Genomic DNA, 20,755 nt, shown 5'->3' with positions numbered 1-20,755 from the left:
TCAGCGTAACCGCCGGAGGCGGCGAACCGATGGCCGGACGCCGATTGTTTACCCGGAGGTAACAGTGCGCTCCACGAGGGGGAGGCCTGCGACGTTGCGCCCGGCGAGGTCGCGGACCTCGTCGAGCCCGGCGAGGATCGAGTCCGAGAGCGCCTCCGCCGCATCGGAGGTCTCGCCGGCGACGCGGGCAAGGTCAGTCGCGAGGCGGTCGGTCGCGACGCAGAGCTGCGGGGCGTCGAAGAGGTCCATGAGCCCCTCGACCTTGCCCTGCGTCGCCACGGTCACCGCGGGTACGCCGTGCATGAGGCTCATCACCGCGAGGTGCATGCGGCCGGTGACCGTGAGCCGCGCGCGGCGGGTCAGACCGCGGATCGCGGAGGGCGAGAGCAGCCGGTCGACGAGCACGACGTCGGGGTCGCCGTCGAACCGCTCGGAGACCGCGCGGCAGATCGGCAGGTCGTCGGCGCCCGGCCGGGAGACGTGCGGAACGAGGAGCACGCCGTGCCCGCGCTCGCGGAGGGTGCGCACCACCTCGACGTACGGCTCGAGTCCGCCGTCGGCGGGCACCAGCCCCGAGAAGTTCACGAGGGCGAGCGGGCCGGTGACGCGGTCGGCCCACTCCGCGGCGGCCGCGGCATCCGTTCGCCGTGCGAGGAAGACGATGTCGGCCCCGTCGACGACGGGCGCGATGCCGTCGGCCCGTGCGCGGGCGGCCGAGCGCGGGTCGCGGACCACGGTCTGGACGCCCCGGGCAGCGGCACCGCGGACGGCGCCGAGCGCGACCGGGTGGGGGGCCGCGTTCCAGCTGAAGCCGAGGATGCGGGTGTCGATGCCGACCTCGGCCACGCGCGCGGCGAGGTTCGCGCGGTTGGCCGAGGCCCGGTAGCCGTAGCCGCCGTCCATGACGTCGGCGCCGACGACCGAGAACGACGTGGCGGTCGAGAGCAGCTCGCGGAAGGCGCGCATGTCGCGGGCGTGCCCGACGAGGTCGCCGTAGACGAGCGAGAGCAACGGCACGACCTGCACGCGCTCGTCGTCGAACGCGTAGTCCGACGGCCGGCGGCAGACGACGCTCACGCGACCGTCGACGTTCTCGATGAACGCCTCGACCAGGGCCTGGTCGCCGATGTTCCCTCCGCCGGCCGGGGCGAGCAGGACGTGATGCGCGCCGTCGCGGGCGCCGGCGACGTGATGCTTGGCGAGGAGAATGCGGTCGGCTGCCGAGAGCAGCCCCGGTGACCGCAGGGGCTGGGAGATCCGCTGTCTGAGTGCGCCGAGTCCGATGGCCATCGAGGGTCCCTTCCGTGGCGGTGCGCGGCGAGGAGCGCCGACAGGCGGACAGCATACCCACCTCAGAGAACGACCCCCCGAGCTGGGGGTGCGGCCGGCCCCAGCCGTAACATGCGCGCAACACGCCGTGTGCGTGGTGTTCAACAACGCTCCCTATGCTCGCGGTGCACCCGGAGGCACTGCCGGACGACGGCGTTCCCGAAGCCGGGCGGTCGACAGGGAGGGAGCCGACGTGACGGACAACACGTTCATCGACGTCATGATGCGCACGGCATCGACGGCGGGCGAGGCGCGCGGGATCAGGTTCTACTCGAGTCAGTCCGACTCGGAGTTCAGGTCGTACGCCGCACTCGACCGGCAGGCGCGCGCCGATGCCGCGACGCTGACCGCCCGCGGCCACCGGGCGGGCGACGTGGCCATCCTCGCCTTCGACCCCGGTCTGCCCTTCATCCGGGCGATCTACGCCACGTTCTACGCGGGCCTGATCGCGGCCCCCGTGCCCGTCGCGGCGATGCGGCAGCCCGGCGCGGCCCTGCGCCGACTCGAGGCGATCATCGCGGACTCGCGCAGCACGCTCGTGCTCACCGACGGCACCGCGCTCGCCGCGATGGGCCTCGAGCCGGGTGACGAGCCCGCCGGCGCCTCCGTGACGCAGGTCGCGACGCTCGGGGGAGAGGCGCTCGGGGGAGAGGCGGATGCCGCGGCCTGGACGCCGCCGCCGATCACCGCCGAGTCGCTCGCCCTGCTCCAGTACACCTCGGGCTCGACCGGAACCCCGAAGGGCGTCATGGTGAGCCACGGCAACCTCGTGGCGAACGAGGCCGCGATCACGGCGGCGGCCGGCATCTCGGCCGAGTCGCGCACGATGGGGTGGCTGCCGCATTACCACGACATGGGGCTCGTCGGTCAGCTGCTCCAACCGATCTTCGTCGGTGCCGACAGCGTGCTCACCTCGCCGAGCCAGTTCCTGCGACGACCGCTGCTCTGGCTGCGGCTCATCAGCGAGTACCGCTCGACGCACACCGTCGGGCCCGACTTCGCGTACGGCCTGTGCACGAGGCTCGTCACCGACGAACAGCTCGCCGAGCTCGACCTCTCGGCGCTCGAGGGCGTCATCACCGGAGCCGAGCCCGTGCGCGGAACGACGCTCGCGGCCTTCTCCGAGCGGTTCGCCGCGGCGGGCTTCGACGGTCGGGCGTTCATCCCCGCGTACGGCATGGCCGAGACGACGCTGCTCGTGACGGCGAGCGTGCGCGCCGAGCCGGTCGCTCCGATCCGGGTCGACGCGGCCGGCCTCGAGGCCGGCGAGCTCCGCGATCCGTCCGAGAGCGGCAAGGTCGCCGACCTGGTCTCCTGCGGCCCCCCGGCGGCCGGGCACGAGATCGCGATCGTCGACCCGTCGTCGGGCCTCCGCGCCGTCGAGGGCGCCATCGGCGAGATCCTCGTGCGGGGCCCGAGCGTCGCCCAGGGGTATTGGAACCGCCCCGACGAGACCGAGCAGGTGTTCGGCGCGGGCATCGTCGGCGAGCCGGCCGGGCGCCGCTATCTCCGCACCGGCGACCTCGGGTCGCTCGTCGACGGCGAGCTCGTGATCACGGGCCGCATCAAGGACCTCATCATCATCCGCGGCCGCAACCTCTACCCCCAGGACCTCGAGACCACGGCAGAGGGCCTGCTGCACTCGGGATGCCTCAGCGCGGCGTTCGAGGGGCTCGGCTCGCAGCCCGCGGTCGGGCTCGTGGCCGAGGTGGACTCGGCGCGCGTACCGCTCGACGAACTCGAGCGCCTCGCCGAGGCCGTGCGCAAGAGCGTCGTCGACGAGTACACGCTGCCCGAGCTCGGCGTCGTGTTCATCCGCAAGGGCACCCTGCCGCGCACGACGAGCGGCAAGGTGCAGCGCGCGCTCACCCGGTCGCTCCTCGCCGACGAGCGCCTCGCGACCGTGCTGAGCCTCGGCTTCGATCGGACGGCGGCGTGAGCGCGCCGGTCGGTGCGCCGCCGATCGAGGCGGCCGAGGCGACGGCCGAGTCGGTCGTGTCGCCCGAGCGGCTCGACCGCTCGTCGGTGGCCGCGTTCGACGCGTTCCTCGGCGACCCGAGCGAGCCCGGCGCGGTGATCTCGACCGACCGCTCGATCGAGCTCGACGAGGCCTCCGCGTTCCCCCGAGCCGAGATCTCGGCCGTCGACGCGTGGGGCCTCCAGCGCGCCTACGTCCCCGAGGAGCACGGCGGATGCCTCGGCGACGTGTTCGTGCCGATGACCATGATCCGGCGGCTCGCCGGCCGCGACGTGACCGCCGCCGTGGCGCACGGCAAGACGTTCCTCGGGGCGGTCGGAGCCTGGATCGCCGGTGGGCCGATCGCCGCCGAGATGGCCGCCATCGTGGTCACGGGCGACCCGGTGTCCTGGGGGCTCACCGAACAGGGCCGCGGCTCCGACCTCTCGAACACGGCCACGGTCGCCGCCCTCGGCGCCGACATCCGGGTGTCCGGTGTGAAGTGGCCGATCAACAACGCCACCCGTGGACGGGCGATGACCGTGCTCGCGCGCACGAGCGACCAGCCGGGCCCGCGCTCCCTCTCGCTCGTGCTCGTCGACAAGCAGCGCGTCGATGCCGGCTCGCTGTCGTACCGGCCCAAGGTCGCGACGCACGGCATCCGTGGCGCCGACATCAGCGGACTCGAGTTCCGCAGCGCGGTCGTCGAGGGCGATCACCTCGTCGGCGCCCCGGGCCACGGCCTCGAGATCGTGCTGAAGAGCCTCCAACTCACACGCCCGCTCACCACGGCGCTCTCGCTCGGGGCGGCCGACCACGCGATCGCGATCGCCACCGGATTCGCGTCGAACCGCAGGCTGTTCGGACGCACGCTCGCAGACCTCCCGACGGCCCGCGCGACGCTCGGCACGGCGATCGCGGACTCGCTCCTCGCGGAGTCCGTGATGTACGCAGGCGCACGTGGCGCGCACCGGACCACCGAGGAGATGTCGCTCGTCAGCGCACTCGTGAAGTTCCTCGTGCCCGACACGGTCGACCTCATGTTCCGCGACCTCACGCCGTTCGTCGGGGCGAGGTCGCAACTGCTCGGCATCGCGGGCGTCGGCGCGTTCCAGAAGGCCGCGCGCGACAACCGCGTCGTCGGCATCTTCGACGGCAACTCGGTCGTCAACCTGAACATGGTGATCAACGAGTTCCCCTCGATCGCGCGCGAAGCGGATGCCGTCGCCGCCGAGGCCGTCGTCGCCGACTTCGGCTTCGGCGAGGCCGACGGCTGGGTCGACACCACGAGGCTCCGGCTCGTGACGAAACGCGGTTCGCGCCTGCTCCGAAGCCTGCCCGCCCTCGTCGACCTGCTCGGCGAACGGCCCGCCGCGGCATCCGCGCGACGCATCGCCCTCGAGCTCGACCGGCTGGTCGCCGCGGCGGGCCTCGCGCCACGGGAGTCCGCGCCGTCGGCGGAGTCGTTCGACCTCGCCGAACGCATCGCGCTCTGCTTCGGCGCCGCGTGCGCGATCGCCACCGAACTCGCCTCGCCGCAGCACGCGAGCGCGCCGTCGGAGGTGCGACTGACCGCGATCCTCGACCGACTCGCGGTGCGGCTCGGACTGGCGCCGTCGACGGCCGCGGCGGCCTCCGCCGCCGCGCTCGCCGAACTCGCCCTCGAGGAGGCGGGCCGGTCCCGCTCGGTCACCATGCTCGACGGATGGGCGGACGCCGCATGACGATCCTCGACGGCCCCGCCGAGACGCGGTCTCCACGAGCGGCGGCCGAGCCCGACGACCTCGACGAGCTCTTCGGCGACCCTCGGCATCCGGGACCCTTCGACTACGCGTCGATCGTCGCCGACGACGATGCGCGACGCCTGAGCTCGACCGCCGAGAGCCTGCTCGACGAATGGCATGCCGCGGCCGAGTTCGTGCCCGCCTCGCTCGGCGGCCGATGGGTGTCGACCGAAGACCTGGTGCGGCGCTGGCGTCCGATCTTCCGTCGCGACCCGGCGCTCGGGCTCGGCTACGGGCTGACGACCCTCATGGCCTCGCTCAACGTCTGGGTCGCGGGCGACGAGGCGCAACGTCGCGAGGTCGCCGTGCGGCTGCTGCGCGGCGAGCGCATCGCCGTCGGCTTCCACGAGCTCGATCACGGCAACGACCTGCTGGCCAACGAGTTCGCCGCAGAGCCCGACGACGACGGGGGATGGCTGCTGACGGGCGTCAAGCAGGTCATCAACAACGTCGACCGGGCCGAGTCGGTGCTGGTGATGGCCCGCACGTCGCCGGAACCCGGTGCGCGGAGCCACTCGCTCCTGCTCTGGCACAAGGATGCCGCGACGCGGCCGCTCGTCGACACGAGCCGTCGCGTGCTCACCGCCGGCATGCGCGGGTGCCGCATCGGGGTCGCCGAGTTCCGCGGACTGCCGGTCCCGGGCACGGCGGTCGTCGGCGCCACCGGGACCGCGGCGCAGACCGCCCTCACGGCGTTCCAGGTCAGCCGAGCGGTGATCCCGGCGCTCGCCGTCGCGACCGTCGATGCGACGCTCGACCTCGCGGTGCGATACGGCGGCGAGCGGTCGCTGTACGGCGGCGCCGTGCTCGACCTGCCGCACGCACGCGCCCTCCTCGCCGGCGCGATGGCCGACCTCTGGCTCGCCGACGCCCTGAGCGCCGTGGTCGTGCGCGCACTGCACCTCGCCCCGGCCGAGTGCATGGTGCTGACCGCCGCGTCGAAGTACCTCGTGCCCCAGCTGCTGCAGTCGGCCATGCAGGACCTCTCGGTGCTGTTCGGATCGACCTTCTACGCCAGGGTCGCACCGTACGGCATCGTCGAGAAGTTCGTGCGCGACCTGGCCGTGGTGCCCATCGGGCATGCGGGATCCACGGCCTGCCTGCTCACGATCCTGCCCAACCTGCCGGCCTGGGTGCGGCGGTCGCGCCGCACAACCGAGACCGATCCGGCGCTCTTCCGGCTCGGCGAGCCGCTCGACGAACTCGACCTCGCACGGCTCACGCTCGGCGCCGGATCGAGCGACCCGCTCGGCGCGGCGCTCGTCGACCCCGCAGTGCGCGACGGCCTCTGCCCGCTCGCGACCGAGTCGGTCGATCGCCTCGCCGTCGAGCTCGACCGACTGCGCGCCGAGATCGCGGAGGTTCCGCCGGCCCTGCTCGGCGCCGACGCCCCGCCCGCGACGTTCGCGCTCGCGCACCGACTGGCCCTGCTGCTCGCGGGCGGTGCCTGGGCCGGCGTCTGCGCGGAGGCGCCGTCGGGCTCGCTGCCCGACGACGAGGTCGTGCAGGCCGCGGTCCTGGCCAGGCTCGAGGCCCGGCTCAGCGGGCGGATCGGGCCGCTCGACGTCGGCACGGTCGACCACCTCGTCGACATCGCCGGGCGCCTCGTCGACCACGACGCGCGATTCACGATCTCGGAGCCTGCGACGTCGTCGCCGGCTCCCGACGAAGAAGGAGACACCAGATGACCACGGATGCCCCCACGATCGAGTCCTGGCTGATGGGCCGCGTCGTGGCCTACGGCAAGGTCGACGCCGGAACGTTCGACGCGGCGACCCCGCTCGCCGACCTCGGACTCGACTCGGTCTACGCCCTCACCCTGTGCGGCGACATCGAGGACGAGTTCGACCTCGACGTCGACCCCACGATCGTCTGGGACCACCCGACGATCGGCGAACTCGCCGAGGGCATCTCTGAACGGCTCGCCGCGGCGTGACCTCCGGCGCTCCGGGCCTGCTCGCCTCGTCCGACCGGCGCGGCCGGACGTTCGGCGCGGTCGACGGACTCCGGTGGTGCTTCGGCGAATGGATGCCGCGGGCGGCCGATCCCCTCGGCACCGGCCGATCCCTCGGTCCGCGTGGCGACGAGCGCGCGCATCGCCTGCTCGCACGGCGAGCCACGGGCCGGGCCTGGGCCGAGGACCTCGTGCGCGACGTGCTCGACGGGGCCTGGCCGGGCTTCCGCCCGGATCGGCCCGGCCGGAAGCCGGCACTGGACGGCGACCACGGACTCGACGTGAGCATCGCGCACAGCGGGCCCGTGATGCTCGTCGCGGTCGCCGTCGGGGTTCCGGTCGGCGCCGACGTCGAGGACGCGCCGTTCGAGGCGTTCGCCCGCCCGCAGCTCGTACGGCGGATGTGCTCGTCGGCCGAGCTCGAGGTCTTCGCGTCCGTGCCCGACGGATCGATCCGTCGACGGGCGCTGGCCCGCGCGTGGACGGTCAAGGAGGCGACGCTGAAGGCGCGCGGCACCGGACTCGCCGAGGATCCGCGAACGGTCGAGGTCGATGCGGAGGCGATCCTCGCCGACGTCGTCTCCGGACCGGGCGACGACGAGCAGCGGGCGAAGCCCGAGCTGTCGATCGTGCGCCTGTCGGCGACGGGCGCCGAGCTCCGGCATCCGCTCGCCTGACGCGGCCGGAACCACGCCCGTGCTCGCGGACCGCACGTATCGGCTGGAAACGACGAAGGCCCCCGCTTTCGCGGAGGCCTTCATCTCGTGTGTCGGGGTGACAGGATTTGAACCTGCGACCTCGTCGTCCCGAACGACGCGCGCTACCAAGCTGCGCCACACCCCGGTGCTCTTGCGAGTCACAGCCCTTGCGGGCCTCAACAAGGATAGCCGATAAACCGAGGCCCGCTGACCACTCGATCGATCAGCTCGAGGGAACGAGCGTGATGAGGGTCGCCTCGGGCGGGCAGGCGAAGCGCACGGGCGCGAAGATCGACGTGCCGAGGCCCGCCGAGACGTTCAGGAACGCCGATCGCAGCCCGTGGCGCCACACGCTCAGGCCCTTGACCTGCTCGCGGGGGATGTCGCAGTTCGTGACGAGTGCGCCGAACCCGGGCACGCACACCTGTCCGCCGTGCGTGTGGCCCGCGAGCATCAACTGCGCGCCGTGGTTCACGAAGGAGTTGAGCACGCGCTGGTACGGCGCGTGCGCCACACCCACCGTCACGGTCGGGCGGGCTGCGGCCGCGGATGCGGCGTCGGGCCAGCTCTCGTCGCCGAGCGGGTCTTCGGCGCGCAGGTCGTCGATCGCGCTCGCGATGAGGTCGAGGCGGTCGTAGCCCTTGTGCGGGTCGTCGACGCCGAAGAACTCGAAGTGCGTGCCGTTCAGGTCGAGCGAGGTCGCCGTGTTGTCGAGGTCCTGCCAGCCGAGTTCGGCGAAGTAGGCGTGCAGTTCGTCGATGTCGAGCCGAGCACTGCGCGGCACGTGGCCCGAGGGCCCGGAGAAGTACAGGAACGGGTTCTTCAGGACGGGGCCGAAGTAGTCGTTCGATCCGTTGACGAAGACGCCCGGAACCCCGCGGAACGGTTCGAACGCCGCACGGATGCCCTCAATGCCGCGCTCGTGGCCGAGGTTGTCGCCCGTGTCGACGACGAGGTCGGGTTCCAGCTCGGCGAGCGAGCGCACCCACGCCTGCTTCTCACGTTGCCAGGGCGCCATGTGCAGGTCGGAGAGGTGCAGCACCTTGATGGGCTTCGAGCCGGTGGGCAGCACGGGCACCTCGACGCGGCGCAGGGTCCATCGGGTGCGTTCGACCAGCACGCCCCAAGCCAGTGTTGCGGCACCGGCCGCGCCGATCGCGAGTGCGATCGACGCGGCCGGTGACAGCTTCGAAGGGCTCAACCGCCGCCCCCCGGCAGCGTCGGGGTGTCGGTTCCGCCGTCGTCGCCTCCGCTGGACTTCTTGCCGACCGTGATGGTGACGGTCGCGCCGGCCTTGGCCGATCCGTCGCCCGCGGGATCCTGCGAGAGCACGACGCCGACCTTGCTGTCGTCGCCCGTGTCCTGCGTCGCCCGGCGGACCTTGTACCCGGCGGACTTCAGTGCCGCCTCGGCGGCATCGGCCTGCTGGCCGACCACGTTCGGCACGGCTGCCAGGTTGCCCTTGCTGACCTTCAGCATGATCTGCGAGCCGCGTGCCGCGCTGCCCGTTGCGCTCTGCTCGCCGATGGTGCCCTTCGGCTGGGCCGAGTCGACCTCGCCGTCGAGCGCCACGCCGAAGCCGGCGGCCTCGAGCGCCTTCTGGGCTGCGTCGGGGCTGAGACCGAGCACGCTCGGAACCTCGGCCTGCGGTGCGTTCAAGAACTCGCTCTTCGGCTCGGGGAAGGCGTCGCCGCCGTACTTCATGTTCGCGAAGTCCATGACCCGCGGCCAGATGTTGTGTCGGAGCACCGCGGCCTGCTCGCCGTTGATGTACGTCTGTCGCAGGTTCACGTGCCCGGTCGCGTTGTAGACGCCCACGACGGTGGCGACCTTCGAGGAGGCGCCGCTCATCCAGGTGGCCTCGTTGTTGTCGGTCGTGCCGGTCTTGCCGATCATGGGCGTTCCGGAGGTGTCCATCTTGTAGAGCGAGGACGTGCCGGTGCCCTGGGTCATGACCTTGTTGAGCGCGTAGTCCATGCCTGCGGCGACATCGGTGGTGATCGCCTGCGTGCAGGTCGACTTCGGCGACTCGACCGGGTTGCCTTCGGCATCCTCGATCTTGTCGATCGCGATCGGCGTGCACGACACGCCGCCACCCGCGTAGGCGGCGAACGCGGTCGCCATCGACAGGGGCGCGACCTCTTCGGTGCCGAGCACCGCGGAGGGCTGGAAGGTCCAGTCGGTCCCGGCGGGAGTGCCGAGCTCGCCGCCGTCGGCACGGCCCGCGCTCATGAGCGCGGTCGCGGTGTTCTTGATTCCGCAGAGGTCGAGCTGCTTCGCCATGGCGACGAAGCCCGTGTTCTCGGAGTTGACGGTGTTGAACAACGCGGTCCAGAACCCGCCGTTGCCGCCCTCGTCGTTGCCGGGGTCCCAGCCGTCGACGTTCACCGGGCCGTTGCAGCTGTCGTTGAACGTGCCCCAGTTGCTCCGCTTGGTCGCGTTCATGCTCTCGTTGAGCGAGTGGCCCTCGATGAGCCACTCGGCCAGGGTGAAGGTCTTGAACGTCGAGCCGGGCTGGAAGCCGCTGGATCCGCCGTAGTCGATGCCGGAGTTGTAGTTGACGGCGGAGTAGTTGTCGCCGGTCACTTCGGGGTCGACGTTGTAGTCGGTGTTCTGCACCATCGCGAGGATGCGGCCGGTGCCGACCTCGACCGAGACCACCGAGCCACCGAGATCCATCTCGGGGATCGACGAGGGCACGTTCTCCTTGAGCGCCTGCGTCGCGACATCCTGCATCTGCATGTCGATGGTCGTGTAGATGTTCAGGCCGCCGCGCGAGAGCATCTCGGCGCCCTCGTTCACGTCGGGGGTGTCGGCCTTGTCGAGCTTGTCCTTGATCTCCCACGTCACGTAGTCGCAGAAGTAGGCGTAGTACGGCGAGGCCTGGCATCCGGTGGTGGGTTCCTGGATGTCGGGCTGCACGGGAGTCGCGACCGCGGCGTCGTAGTCCTCCTGCGAGATCTTCTTCTCGGTGAGCATCTCCTTCAGGATGTAGTCGCGACGGCTCTTGTTGTCGGCGTACGGGACGCTCTCGCCGTCGACGACCGTGTTCGCGCCGTTCGTCTCGCTGTCGGGGTAGTCGAGGCGGAACTTCTCGGGCCAGTTCACGATGGCGATGAGGCTCGCGGCCTGCGGCAGCGTGAGGTCCTTCGCGTTCGTGTGGAAGTAGTACTGGGCGGCCGATTGCACGCCGTAGACCTGTCCGCCGAACGCGGCGATGTTCAGGTAGCCCTTGAGGATCTCGTCCTTCGTGTACTTCTTGTCGATCGAGATCGCGTAGCGCATCTCCTTCAGCTTGCGCTCGGGGGTCGTCGCGGTCGCCTCGTCGTAGGCGGCCTGCTTCTCCTCTTCGGTCTTCGCCTCGTTCATGCCGTTGTTGATCAGCACGTTCTTGACGTACTGCTGCGTGATCGAGGAACCGCCTCGCGTCGCACCGCCGGGGATGAACTCGTTCGCGACGGCGCTCAGCGTTCCCTTGATGTCGATGCCGCCGTGCTCGTAGTACCGGGGGTCCTCACCGGCGACGGCAGCGTCCTTCAGGTACTGCGAGATGTAGTCGAACTCGACCTCTTCGCGGTTGTCCTCGTAGAACGAGGTGATCGCCGCGGGGGTGCCGTCGGGCTGGATCGCGTAGATGGTCGACTTCTGCGCGAGATCGTCGATGTTGAGGAACCCTGGCAGGTTCTCGAACATCGTGATGCTGTTGTTGGCGGCCAGTCCGGTGACGGCGAGTGCGGGGGTCACCGCAGCCGTCACGAGCACGCCGGCGAGAGCGCTCATGCCGACGAACGCGAGGATCCCTGATCCGACGTCGCTCATCGTACGTTTTTGGGCAGACATATAGTGGAGCGTAACGGAGAAGACTGGCAATCAACGGCACGGAAGCTGGGCGAACGCCTGCTCCGTCGCTCGGCGGCGCGCACGCGTCCGCGGTGCCGGTCGGATCCGATCCGAAGCCGCCTGTCGACGAAGAGACGAGGATCCCATGGTCACCTGGGAGTACATCACCACCCCGCTGCTGATCCACAACACCGCCGCGATCCTCAACAACTGGGGCTCCGAGGGCTGGGAGCTCGTGCAGATCGTGCAGGGCCCCGAGGGCGGGCTCGTCGCGTACCTCAAGCGCCCGGTCGGCGGCTCCGAGTCGGTCGCGGCCTCCGCGGGCGCTGCGGCCGCGGCGCAGGCGGCGAAGGCGTTCGAGGGCCAGGCCTGATGGCCGGCTTCGAGGCTCGCCTGGCCGAGCTCGGCATCGAGCTCCCGGATGTCGCGCCGCCCGTCGCGGCGTACATCCCCGCCGTGGCCACCGGCTCCTACGTGCACACCTCCGGCCAGCTGCCCTTCACGGCCGGGGCGCTGCCCGCGACCGGCAAGGTGGGCGACGGGCACGGCCTCGTGCCCGCCGACGACGCCAAGGCCTACGCCCGCACCTGCATGCTCAACGCGCTCGCGGCGGTCCGTGCCGAGATCGGCTCGCTCGACCGCATCACGCGCATCGTGAAGGTCGTCGGCTTCGTGGCCTCCGACCCCGCGTTCACCGGCCAGCCGGGCGTCATCAACGGCGCGTCCGAGCTGCTCGGCGAGGTGTTCGGCGAGACCGGCCGCCACGCGCGCTCGGCGGTCGGCGTCGCGGTGCTCCCGCTCGACTCCCCGGTCGAGGTCGAGCTCCTCGTCGAGTTCGCCTGAGCCGTCACCGCACCCGCTCGTCCGCGCTCCCTCGCTCCGTCAGGAGCGGGGGAGCGCTGTCGGATGCCGCGCCTAGACTTGTCGGGACATGACGCTGATCCTCGACCCCGACGACCCGGCCGGCTGGCGCGAGGCGCCCGCTGCATCCGGTGCACCAGTGGCACCGGGCGCGCCCGCGGCATCCGGCAACCGCTTTACCGAAGGCCTGAACCCCGAGCAGCGCGAGGCGGTCGAGTACCGCGGGCCCGCCCTCCTGATCGTGGCCGGCGCGGGCTCGGGCAAGACCCGCGTGCTGACGCACCGCATCGCGGGCCTCATCGACAGCCGTGAGGCGTGGCCGAGCCAGATCCTCGCGATCACGTTCACCAACAAGGCCGCCGCCGAGATGCGCGAGCGCGTCGAGGCGCTGCTCGGCGAGGGCGCGTCGGGCATGTGGATCTCCACGTTCCACTCGGCGTGCGTGCGCATCCTCCGCCGCGAGGCCGAGGCCATCGGGCTGTCGTCGACGTTCACGATCTACGACTCCGCCGACACCCGCACGGTGCTGAAGCGCATCATCAAGGAGCTCGACGCCGACACGATGGGCTTCACCCCTGCGGGCGCCCAGTCGAAGATCTCCAAGCTCAAGAACGAGCTCTCCGACGTCGAGTCGTACGCGCGCAACGCGAACATGAACGACCCGCAGGAGGTCATGTTCCTCGAGATCTTCCGGCAGTACACGCGCCGGCTGCGGGCGGCGAGCGCGCTCGACTTCGACGACCTCATCGCCGAGACGGTCTACCTGTTCCGGGCGTTCCCGAAGGTCGCGTCGCTCTACCAGCGGCGGTTCCGCCACATCCTGGTCGACGAGTATCAAGACACGAACCACGCGCAGTACTCGCTGATCCGCGAGTTCACGCAGCCGATCCCCGCCGAGCGGGTCGCCGAGATGGCCGACCACGGCTTCAACGTGCGCGCGGTGGCGGATTCCACGGGGGCCATCCCGGGGGCGAGCCTCACCGTCGTCGGCGACTCCGACCAGTCGATCTACGCGTTCCGCGGCGCCGACATCCGCAACATCTCCGAGTTCGAGCGCGACTTCTCGGGTGCGAAGGTCGTGCTGCTCGAGCAGAACTACCGCTCGACGCAGAACATCCTCTCGGCCGCCAACGCCGTCATCTCGAACAACTTCGACCGGAAAGACAAGAAGCTCTGGACCGCCGTCGGCGACGGCGACAAGATCACGGGCTACACGGGGTACACCGCGCACGACGAGGCGCAGTTCGTCGCCGACGAGATCGAGGCGCTGCACCGCACGGGCGTCGCCTACCGCGACATCGCCGTGTTCTACCGCACCAACGCCCAGACGCGTGCGCTCGAGGAGATCTTCGTGCGCTCGGCGCTGCCGTACCGGGTGGTCGGCGGCACGAAGTTCTACGAGCGCGCCGAGATCAAGGACGCGATGGCGTACCTCATCTCGGTCGCCAACCCGCTCGACGAGCTCGCACTGCGACGCATCCTGAACTCGCCCAAGCGCGGCATCGGCCCGGCGACCGAGACCGCCCTGGCGAGCTTCGCCGAGGCGAACCAGGTCACGTTCCGCGAGGCGATGCGCTCGGCCGACGCGCTCGGGCTCGGGCCGAAGGTCACCGGCGCCATCACGACGCTCGCCAGCGTGCTCGACGAGGCGGCGGCGATGCTCGCCCCCTCGGCGGCCGGTCTCGCGGCCGGCACGAACGAGGGCGCGTCGAAGGTCTCCGACGTGCTCGTGTTCCTGCTCGAGCGCTCGGGGCTCATCGAGGCGCTGCGCCGCAGCCGCGACCCGCAAGACGAGACGCGCGCCGAGAACGTCGACGAGCTCGTCGCGCAGACCCGCGACTTCGACCGCGACAACCCGCTCGCCACGGTCGTCGACTTCCTGACCCAGGTGTCGCTCGTCGCCGCGGCCGACGACCTCGACGACGCGTCGGGTACCGTGTCGCTCATGACCCTGCACACGGCGAAGGGCCTCGAGTACCACGCCGTGTTCCTCACCGGCCTCGAAGAGGGCCTGCTGCCGCACCAGATGTCGGCCTCGGAGCCCGGCGGCCCCGCCGAGGAGCGGCGCCTCTTCTACGTGGGCATCACGCGTGCGCGCCAGCGCCTCTACATCTCGCTCGCGATGAGCCGCGCCCAGTTCGGCGAGGTCGCCGTGGCGATGCCGTCGCGCTACCTCCAGGAGATCCCCGAGGGCCTCGTCGACTGGAAGCAGTCGCCCGGCATGGCCACCTCGCGCGGCGGCACCCAGCCCCGTGCGCTCAACGCCCGCCGCCCGGGCGGCGCGTGGGGCACGCGCGACCGCGATCTCGAGAAGTTCAGCGTCACGGCATCGGCCAAGCCGAAGGCCGAGTGGGCCAACCGGGTCACGGGCACCGTGCGCGACAACGGCGACCTCACGCTCGAGGCCGGCGACCGCATCCGGCACGTCGACTTCGGCGAGGGCCGCGTCAACCAGGTCACCGGCGAGGGCACCAAGCGCATCGCGCACGTGGCCTTCGACACGGCGGGGCCCAAGAAGCTGCTCATCAAGATCGCCCCCATCGAGAAACTCTGAGACGCCCCGACATGGCCTGGCAGACCCGCGCGCAGCGCACCGTGTACGAGAACCAGTGGATCAGGGTCGTCGAAGACGAGGTCATCCGGCCCGACGGCGAGCCCGGCATCTACGGCGTCGTCGAGATGCAGCATCCGGCGGTGTTCGTGGTGGCCATGACGGCGGCCGACGAAGTGCTGCTCGTGACGGTCGACCGCCACACGGTCGGCGAGTCGATCGAGGTTCCCGCGGGCGGCAGCGACGGCGAAGACGCGCTCCTCGCCGCGCAGCGCGAGCTCCTCGAAGAGACGGGGTACGCGGCATCCGAGTGGTGCGAGATCGGTCGCATGGCCGCACTCAACGGCGTCGCCCGCGCCCCCGAGACCGTGTTCCTCGCGACCGGGCTCGAGATCGCCGCATCCGCCGGGCACTCGCAGCACGAGGAGGGAATCAGCCAGGTGCGGGCCGTGCCGTGGGCCGAGGTCTGGCGGCTCGTGCGCGAGGGAGCGATCACCGACGGCGAGACCGTCGCCGCGCTCGGCTTCGCGGCCGTGCACCTGGGCCGGGTGTCGTGAGCCGGGCGACCCCGGTCGGCGGGTGGTGGCGGGAGTTCCGCACGCTCGACGTCGAGGTCGCGATCCGTGCGGCCCTCGCGGCGGCGGTTCCGCTCACGATCCTCGTCGCGACGGGGCGCACCGAATGGGCCGCGTACGCCGCCTTCGGCGCGATGACCGCGATCTTCGGTCGCAGCGAGCCCTACGGCACGCGCGTCCGCACCGTCACGACCGCCGCCGTCGTGCAGATCACGGCCACCGGACTCGGCATCCTGCTCTCGATCGTGCACGCCCCGCTCGCCGTCGAGGCGGCGGTGCTCGCCGCGCTCATCACGGCGGTGATCGTCGCCTACAACCTGCTCGGCGTCACCCCCTCGGGTCCGCTGTTCGCGGTCTTCGGCCTGCTGGTGTGCGCCGCGCAGCCGATCGACGACGGAACGGGGTGGCAGCGATGGGGCGTCGCATGGGCCGCGGCCGCCTTCGCGTGGCTGCTCGCGATGTCGGGCTGGCTGCTGCGACGTGCGGCTCCGGGGCGGACGAAAGCGGTGTTCCGCGACCTGCCGCGTCGCACGCCCGTGCGCACCCGCGGCTGGACCGACCCGCGCCTGTGGCTGAACGTCGTGCAGAACGTCGTCGCCGCGCTCCTCGCGGGAGCCGCCGCGCTCGCGCTCGGCATCGGGCATCCGTACTGGGCCGTCGTGAGCGCCGTCGCCGTGATCCCGCCCGCCCGGGCGGCGCACACCGCGCAACGGGCCGTGCACCGCGTCGCCGGAACCCTGGTCGGCGTCGTGGTCACCGCACTCGTGCTCTGGCCCGATCCGCCGCCGTGGGTGCTCATCGTCGTGATCGCCGTGTGCCAGTTCGGCGCCGAACTGCTCGTCGGCCGGCACTACGGAGCCGCGCTCGTGTTCGTCACGCCGCTCGCGCTCACCGTCGTGCACCTCGCCTCGCCCGTGCCGCTGTTCGGGCTGCTCGCCGACCGCGTGCTCGAGACCGTGCTGGGCGCGGCCGTCGGCTTCCTCGCGGTGCTCGCCGCCCGCCGGTTCGTCGAGGTCAGGCCCATGCCGCCGCCGACGAGCGCGATGCCGAGCGTCGGGCCACCGGCATCCGACCGCCCCTGATCTCGTCGTGCCGCGGGCCGAACGCGTCATGACCGCGGCTGCGACGGCCGCGGTGAGCGCGGTTCAGCACTGCCTTCCGAGCCCGCAACGACGGCGGGTTCGGAGCCGCCATGCGAGCGGAGTAGCATTGACCCGGCCCCAGCGGATATCTCGACATCGAGACATTCCAGTCGGGCATACACCCACCAGCCACTGTGCGCGGTCGCGCGTGCGGACCGATTGGAAGTAGAGCGTGGATCTTTACGAGTACCAGGCCAGAGACCTGTTCGAACAGTACGGGGTCCCGGTGCTTCCGGGCATCGTCGCCGACACCGCCGAGGAGGTGCGCGCCGCAGCCGAGAAGCTCGGAGGCGTGGTCGTCGTCAAGGCGCAGGTGAAGACCGGCGGGCGCGGCAAGGCCGGCGGCGTCAAGGTCGCCAAGAACCCCGACGAGGCGTTCGAGGCGGCGCAGGCCATCCTCGGCCTCGACATCAAGGGCCACGTCGTCAAGCGCGTCATGGTCGCCGGCGGCGCACGCATCGCGCAGGAGTTCTACTTCTCGGTGCTGCTCGACCGGGCCAACCGCTCCTACCTCTCGCTCACGAGCGTCGAGGGCGGCATGGAGATCGAGCAGCTCGCGGTCGAGAAGCCCGAGGCCCTCGCTCGCATCGAGGTCGACCCGATCGCCGGCATCGACGCCGCCAAGGCCCGTGAGATCGCGGTCGCCGCGAACTTCCCGGCCGAGCTGGTCGACAAGGTCGCCGACGTGTTCGTGAAGCTCTACGAGGTCTACAAGGGCGAAGACGCGACGCTCGTCGAGGTCAACCCGCTGATCCTCGACGAAGACGGCAACGTCATCGCGCTCGACGGCAAGGTCACGCTCGACGAGAACGCCGAGTTCCGTCACGCCGGCCACGCGCTCCTCGAAGACAAGGACGCCGCCGACCCGCTCGAGGCCGCGGCCAAGGCGCTCGACCTCAACTACGTCAAGCTCGACGGCGAGGTCGGCATCATCGGCAACGGCGCCGGACTGGTCATGTCCACGCTCGACGTCGTCGCGTACGCCGGCGAGAACCACGGCGGCGTCAAGCCCGCCAACTTCCTCGACATCGGCGGCGGAGCCTCGGCGGAGGTCATGGCCAACGGCCTCGGCATCATCCTCGGCGACCCGCAGGTCAAGAGCGTGTTCGTCAACGTCTTCGGCGGCATCACCGCCTGCGACCAGGTCGCCAAGGGCATCGTCGGCGCGCTCGCCGAGCTCGGCTCGACCGCGAACAAGCCGCTCGTCGTGCGCCTCGACGGCAACAACGTCGTCGAGGGCCGTCGCATCCTCGAGGAGGCCGCGCACCCGCTCGTCACCCTCGCCGAGAACATGGACCAGGGCGCCGACAAGGCCGCCGAGCTCGCGAACGCCGCGTAGTAGAAGAAGGACTGCAGAGCAATGACGATCTTCCTCAACAAGGACTCCAAGGTCATCGTCCAGGGCATCACCGGCGGCGAGGGCTCCAAGCACACCGCGCGCATGCTCGCGGCGGGCACCCAGGTGGTCGGCGGCGTGAACGCGCGCAAGGCCGGCACCACGGTGCTGCACACGGATGCCGCGGGCAACGCGGTCGAGCTGCCCGTGTTCGCCTCGGTGGCCGAGGCCATCGCGGCGACCGGCGCAGACGTGTCGATCGCGTTCGTGCCGCCGGCATTCACGAAGGACGCCGTGGTCGAGGCCATCGACGCCGCGATCCCGCTCCTCGTGATCATCACCGAGGGCGTGCCCGTGCAGGACTCCGCGGAGTTCTGGGCGTACGCCAAGGAGAAGGGCGACGCGACGCGCATCATCGGCCCGAACTGCCCCGGCATCATCAGCCCCGGTGAGGCCCTCGTCGGCATCACCCCGGCGAACATCACGGGCAAGGGTCCGATCGGCCTCGTCTCGAAGTCGGGCACCCTGACCTACCAGATGATGTACGAGCTGCGCGACCTCGGCTTCTCGACGGCCATCGGCATCGGCGGCGACCCGATCATCGGCACGACGCACATCGACGCCCTCGCGGCGTTCGAGGCCGACCCCGAGACCAAGGCCATCGTGATGATCGGCGAGATCGGCGGCGACGCCGAAGAGCGCGCTGCCGACTTCATCAAGGCCAACGTCACGAAGCCGGTCGTCGGCTACGTCGCGGGCTTCACGGCCCCCGAGGGCAAGACCATGGGTCACGCCGGTGCGATCGTGTCCGGCTCGGCCGGCACCGCGCAGGCGAAGAAGGAGGCCCTCGAGGCCGCCGGCGTCAAGGTCGGCAAGACGCCGTCCGAGACCGCGCAGCTGCTGCGCGAGGTCTACGCCGCCCTCTGATCCCAGGTGGGCGGCCGGCGCTCGAGCGTCGGCCGCCCCACCACCCGAGAACGCCCGTTCCCACCGTTCCGTGCCTCGCACGGCGGCCGGGGCGGGCGTTTTCGCGTCTCCGCGGGTCCGAATCGCTGTGCTCGCCGCATCCGCGCCGATATGGTGTGGACAGGTGGAGTCCGAGGGGGACGGCATGGCTGAGACGCGCGACCAGGAACTGCTTGCACGCATCGATGCGCTCGAGGCCGAGAACGCGCGACTGCGCGTCGAGGCCGAGGCGCCGCGGGAGGCCGCATCGGGTTCGCCCGCGAAGACGAGGCGATCGGGGCGCGGCCGGGCCGCGGCCGCGGTCGTGCTCGTGCTCATCGGCGTGCTGCTGACGCCCATCGCCGTGCTCGGCGGGTGGGCGAAGAACCAGCTCGTCGACACCGACACGTTCGTCGCGACGTTCGCGCCGCTCGCCGACGACCCGCAGGTGCAGGCGTACGTCTCGGAGGAGGCGACGGCGGCGATCCTCGACTCAGTCGACATCGAGGGCTACACGACGGCGGTCTTCGACGCGATCAAGGACCTCGGCCTGCCGCCCCGCGCCGAGCAGGCGCTGCTGCTGCTCCAAGGGCCGGCCGTACAGGGCATCGAGTCGCTCGTGGGGCAGCTCGTGAACCGGTTCGTCACCTCCGACGCGTTCGGCGACATCTTCGAGCAGGCGCTGCGCACGACGCACACGCAGACGGTCGCGGCGCTGCAGGGCGACCCCGATGCGGCACTGCAGATCACCGGCAAGGGCGAGATCGGCATCCAGCTGGCACCGATCATCGAGGAGGTCAAGCAGCGTCTGGTCGATGCGGGCATCGGCTTCGCCTCCCAGATCCCGGCCATCGATCGCACGATCATCGTCGCGAAGGCGGATTCGCTGGTGACGGTGCAGCTCGCGTACGGCCTCGCCGTGTCGGCGGGCACCTGGCTGCCGTGGATCGCGCTGGCCTTCCTCATCGCCGGAATCCTCGTGGCACCCCGTCGTCGGCGTGCGATCATCTGGACGACGTCGGCGATGGCCGTCGTGCTCGCGGTGCTCGCGAGCGGCTTCGGCATCGGCCGCCTCTACTTCATCGGCAGCGTGTCGCCGGCGTTCATCCCGAAGGGCGCCGCCGAGGTCATCTACGACCAGATCGTCGATCGCATGTTCGCGACGACGGTGGCGCTCATCGTGTTCGCGGTCTCGGTCGCGCTCATCGCGTGGCTCAGCGGGCCGACGGCGACGCCGACGAAGCTGCGCGGCTTCGTCGACTCCGGGTTCGGGGCGGTGCGCCGCTCGGCCGCCGCGCGCGGGCTCACGACGGGCTCGTTCGGCGCGTGGCTCGGCCGGTATCGAGGGGTGGTCTTCGCGGTCATCGCGCTCGGCGCGGTCGCCGTGATCCTGTTCACGAGGCCGATCTCGCTCGGGCTCGTCGTGTGGACCATCGTGATCGCCCTGCTCCTGGTCGCGCTCGTCGAGATGCTCCAGCGTCCGGCCGACGAGGTCGCCGCGGCGAATGCGGCCCGGGCCGCGGTCGACGGGGGCGGTCCGGATGCCTCCGGCGACGCCGACACGCTCGTGATCGACGATGTGGTCGTCGTCGACGAGGTGGTCGTCGACGAGCGCGACGCGGAGCCCGACGAGCGCCTCGACCTCGGCGACGGGGTCGACGCGGCATCCGTCGAGCCGTCGGATGCGGGTGCCGGCGCCACGGGAGCCGGAACGACCACGGCCACTCGACCGAAGAAGACGTCGGGTCCGAAGGATCGCCCGAAGCCTGTCGAATGACGAGCG

At 71.2% G+C, this 20,755-nt stretch carries 16 protein-coding genes and 1 tRNA gene; 13 read left to right on the top strand and 4 right to left on the bottom strand.

Annotated features, from left to right (window positions below):
• Window positions 1–48: 48 nt before the first annotated feature.
• Window positions 49–1,290, bottom strand: a complete 1,242-nt coding sequence (locus GQR16_RS11345; RefSeq protein WP_157415260.1) for a polysaccharide pyruvyl transferase family protein — start codon at window positions 1,288–1,290, stop codon at window positions 49–51.
• A 232-nt stretch (window positions 1,291–1,522) separates the two neighbouring features.
• Between GQR16_RS11345 and GQR16_RS11340 the strand changes: the two genes are divergently transcribed.
• Genes GQR16_RS11340 through GQR16_RS11320 form a run of 5 tightly spaced genes read left to right on the top strand, consistent with a single transcriptional unit; the run spans window position 1,523 to window position 7,701 of the window.
• A complete protein-coding gene (locus GQR16_RS11340) occupies window positions 1,523–3,268 on the top strand; it encodes a fatty acyl-AMP ligase (protein WP_170298470.1) in 1,746 nt (581 codons plus the stop codon).
• A complete protein-coding gene (locus GQR16_RS11335; RefSeq protein ID WP_157415258.1) occupies window positions 3,265–5,010 on the top strand; it encodes an acyl-CoA dehydrogenase family protein in 1,746 nt (581 codons plus the stop codon). The genes GQR16_RS11340 and GQR16_RS11335 overlap by 4 nt, the downstream gene beginning before the upstream one ends.
• Window positions 4,992–6,758 (top strand): acyl-CoA dehydrogenase family protein, encoded by a 1,767-nt coding sequence (locus GQR16_RS11330; RefSeq protein WP_157415257.1) that lies wholly within the window; start codon window positions 4,992–4,994, stop codon window positions 6,756–6,758. Before GQR16_RS11335 ends, GQR16_RS11330 begins: the two co-directional genes overlap by 19 nt.
• Window positions 6,755–7,006: an acyl carrier protein gene (locus GQR16_RS11325; RefSeq protein WP_067874251.1), complete on the top strand. Its 252-nt coding sequence runs from the start codon at window positions 6,755–6,757 to the stop codon at window positions 7,004–7,006. The genes GQR16_RS11330 and GQR16_RS11325 overlap by 4 nt, the downstream gene beginning before the upstream one ends.
• Window positions 7,003–7,701, top strand: coding sequence for a 4'-phosphopantetheinyl transferase family protein (locus GQR16_RS11320; RefSeq protein WP_157415256.1), 699 nt, complete (start codon window positions 7,003–7,005; stop codon window positions 7,699–7,701). Before GQR16_RS11325 ends, GQR16_RS11320 begins: the two co-directional genes overlap by 4 nt.
• A 92-nt stretch (window positions 7,702–7,793) precedes the next feature.
• Here the strand turns inward: GQR16_RS11320 and GQR16_RS11315 are convergent.
• The 3 genes from GQR16_RS11315 to GQR16_RS11305 all read right to left on the bottom strand — a co-directional run bounded on the left by GQR16_RS11315 (window position 7,794) and on the right by GQR16_RS11305 (window position 11,541).
• Window positions 7,794–7,867: transfer RNA gene (locus GQR16_RS11315), tRNA-Pro, on the bottom strand.
• 78 nt (window positions 7,868–7,945) lie between these two features.
• Window positions 7,946–8,923: a metallophosphoesterase gene (locus GQR16_RS11310; protein WP_157415255.1), complete on the bottom strand. Its 978-nt coding sequence runs from the start codon at window positions 8,921–8,923 to the stop codon at window positions 7,946–7,948.
• Window positions 8,920–11,541, bottom strand: a complete 2,622-nt coding sequence (locus tag GQR16_RS11305) for a transglycosylase domain-containing protein (RefSeq protein WP_157415254.1) — start codon at window positions 11,539–11,541, stop codon at window positions 8,920–8,922. Before GQR16_RS11305 ends, GQR16_RS11310 begins: the two co-directional genes overlap by 4 nt.
• Before the next feature lie 166 nt (window positions 11,542–11,707).
• Here GQR16_RS11305 and sp36 point away from each other — a divergent pair, with 166 nt between their 5' ends.
• The 8 genes from sp36 to GQR16_RS11265 all read left to right on the top strand — a co-directional run bounded on the left by sp36 (window position 11,708) and on the right by GQR16_RS11265 (window position 20,749).
• On the top strand, window positions 11,708–11,935 hold the full coding sequence (gene sp36, locus GQR16_RS11300) for a Sp36 family protein (RefSeq protein WP_157415253.1): 228 nt from the start codon (window positions 11,708–11,710) through the stop codon (window positions 11,933–11,935).
• Window positions 11,935–12,405 carry a RidA family protein gene (locus tag GQR16_RS11295; RefSeq protein ID WP_157415252.1) on the top strand — a complete coding sequence of 157 codons (471 nt, stop codon included), beginning with the start codon at window positions 11,935–11,937 and terminating at the stop codon, window positions 12,403–12,405. The genes sp36 and GQR16_RS11295 overlap by 1 nt, the downstream gene beginning before the upstream one ends.
• 88 nt (window positions 12,406–12,493) lie before the next feature.
• The gene (locus tag GQR16_RS11290; protein WP_157415251.1) at window positions 12,494–14,977 is read left to right on the top strand and encodes an ATP-dependent helicase; all 2,484 of its coding nucleotides are present in this window, start codon (window positions 12,494–12,496) and stop codon (window positions 14,975–14,977) included.
• A gap of 11 nt (window positions 14,978–14,988) precedes the next feature.
• A complete protein-coding gene (locus tag GQR16_RS11285; protein ID WP_157415250.1) occupies window positions 14,989–15,531 on the top strand; it encodes an NUDIX domain-containing protein in 543 nt (180 codons plus the stop codon).
• Window positions 15,528–16,631, top strand: coding sequence for an FUSC family protein (locus GQR16_RS11280; RefSeq protein ID WP_157415249.1), 1,104 nt, complete (start codon window positions 15,528–15,530; stop codon window positions 16,629–16,631). Before GQR16_RS11285 ends, GQR16_RS11280 begins: the two co-directional genes overlap by 4 nt.
• Before the next feature lie 232 nt (window positions 16,632–16,863).
• Window positions 16,864–18,030 carry an ADP-forming succinate--CoA ligase subunit beta gene (gene sucC, locus GQR16_RS11275; RefSeq protein WP_157415248.1) on the top strand — a complete coding sequence of 389 codons (1,167 nt, stop codon included), beginning with the start codon at window positions 16,864–16,866 and terminating at the stop codon, window positions 18,028–18,030.
• 21 nt (window positions 18,031–18,051) lie between these two features.
• The gene (gene sucD, locus GQR16_RS11270; RefSeq protein WP_157415247.1) at window positions 18,052–18,954 is read left to right on the top strand and encodes a succinate--CoA ligase subunit alpha; all 903 of its coding nucleotides are present in this window, start codon (window positions 18,052–18,054) and stop codon (window positions 18,952–18,954) included.
• A gap of 184 nt (window positions 18,955–19,138) precedes the next feature.
• Window positions 19,139–20,749, top strand: a complete 1,611-nt coding sequence (locus GQR16_RS11265) for a hypothetical protein (RefSeq protein ID WP_157415246.1) — start codon at window positions 19,139–19,141, stop codon at window positions 20,747–20,749.
• The last annotated feature ends 6 nt before the right edge of the window (window positions 20,750–20,755 follow it).

This window comes from Agromyces allii, from assembly GCF_009749385.1.
Classification (GTDB): Bacteria; Actinomycetota; Actinomycetes; order Actinomycetales; family Microbacteriaceae; genus Agromyces; species Agromyces allii.
Note: the sequence above shows the minus strand (reverse complement) of the source record. Positions and strands in the feature narration are given on the sequence as shown.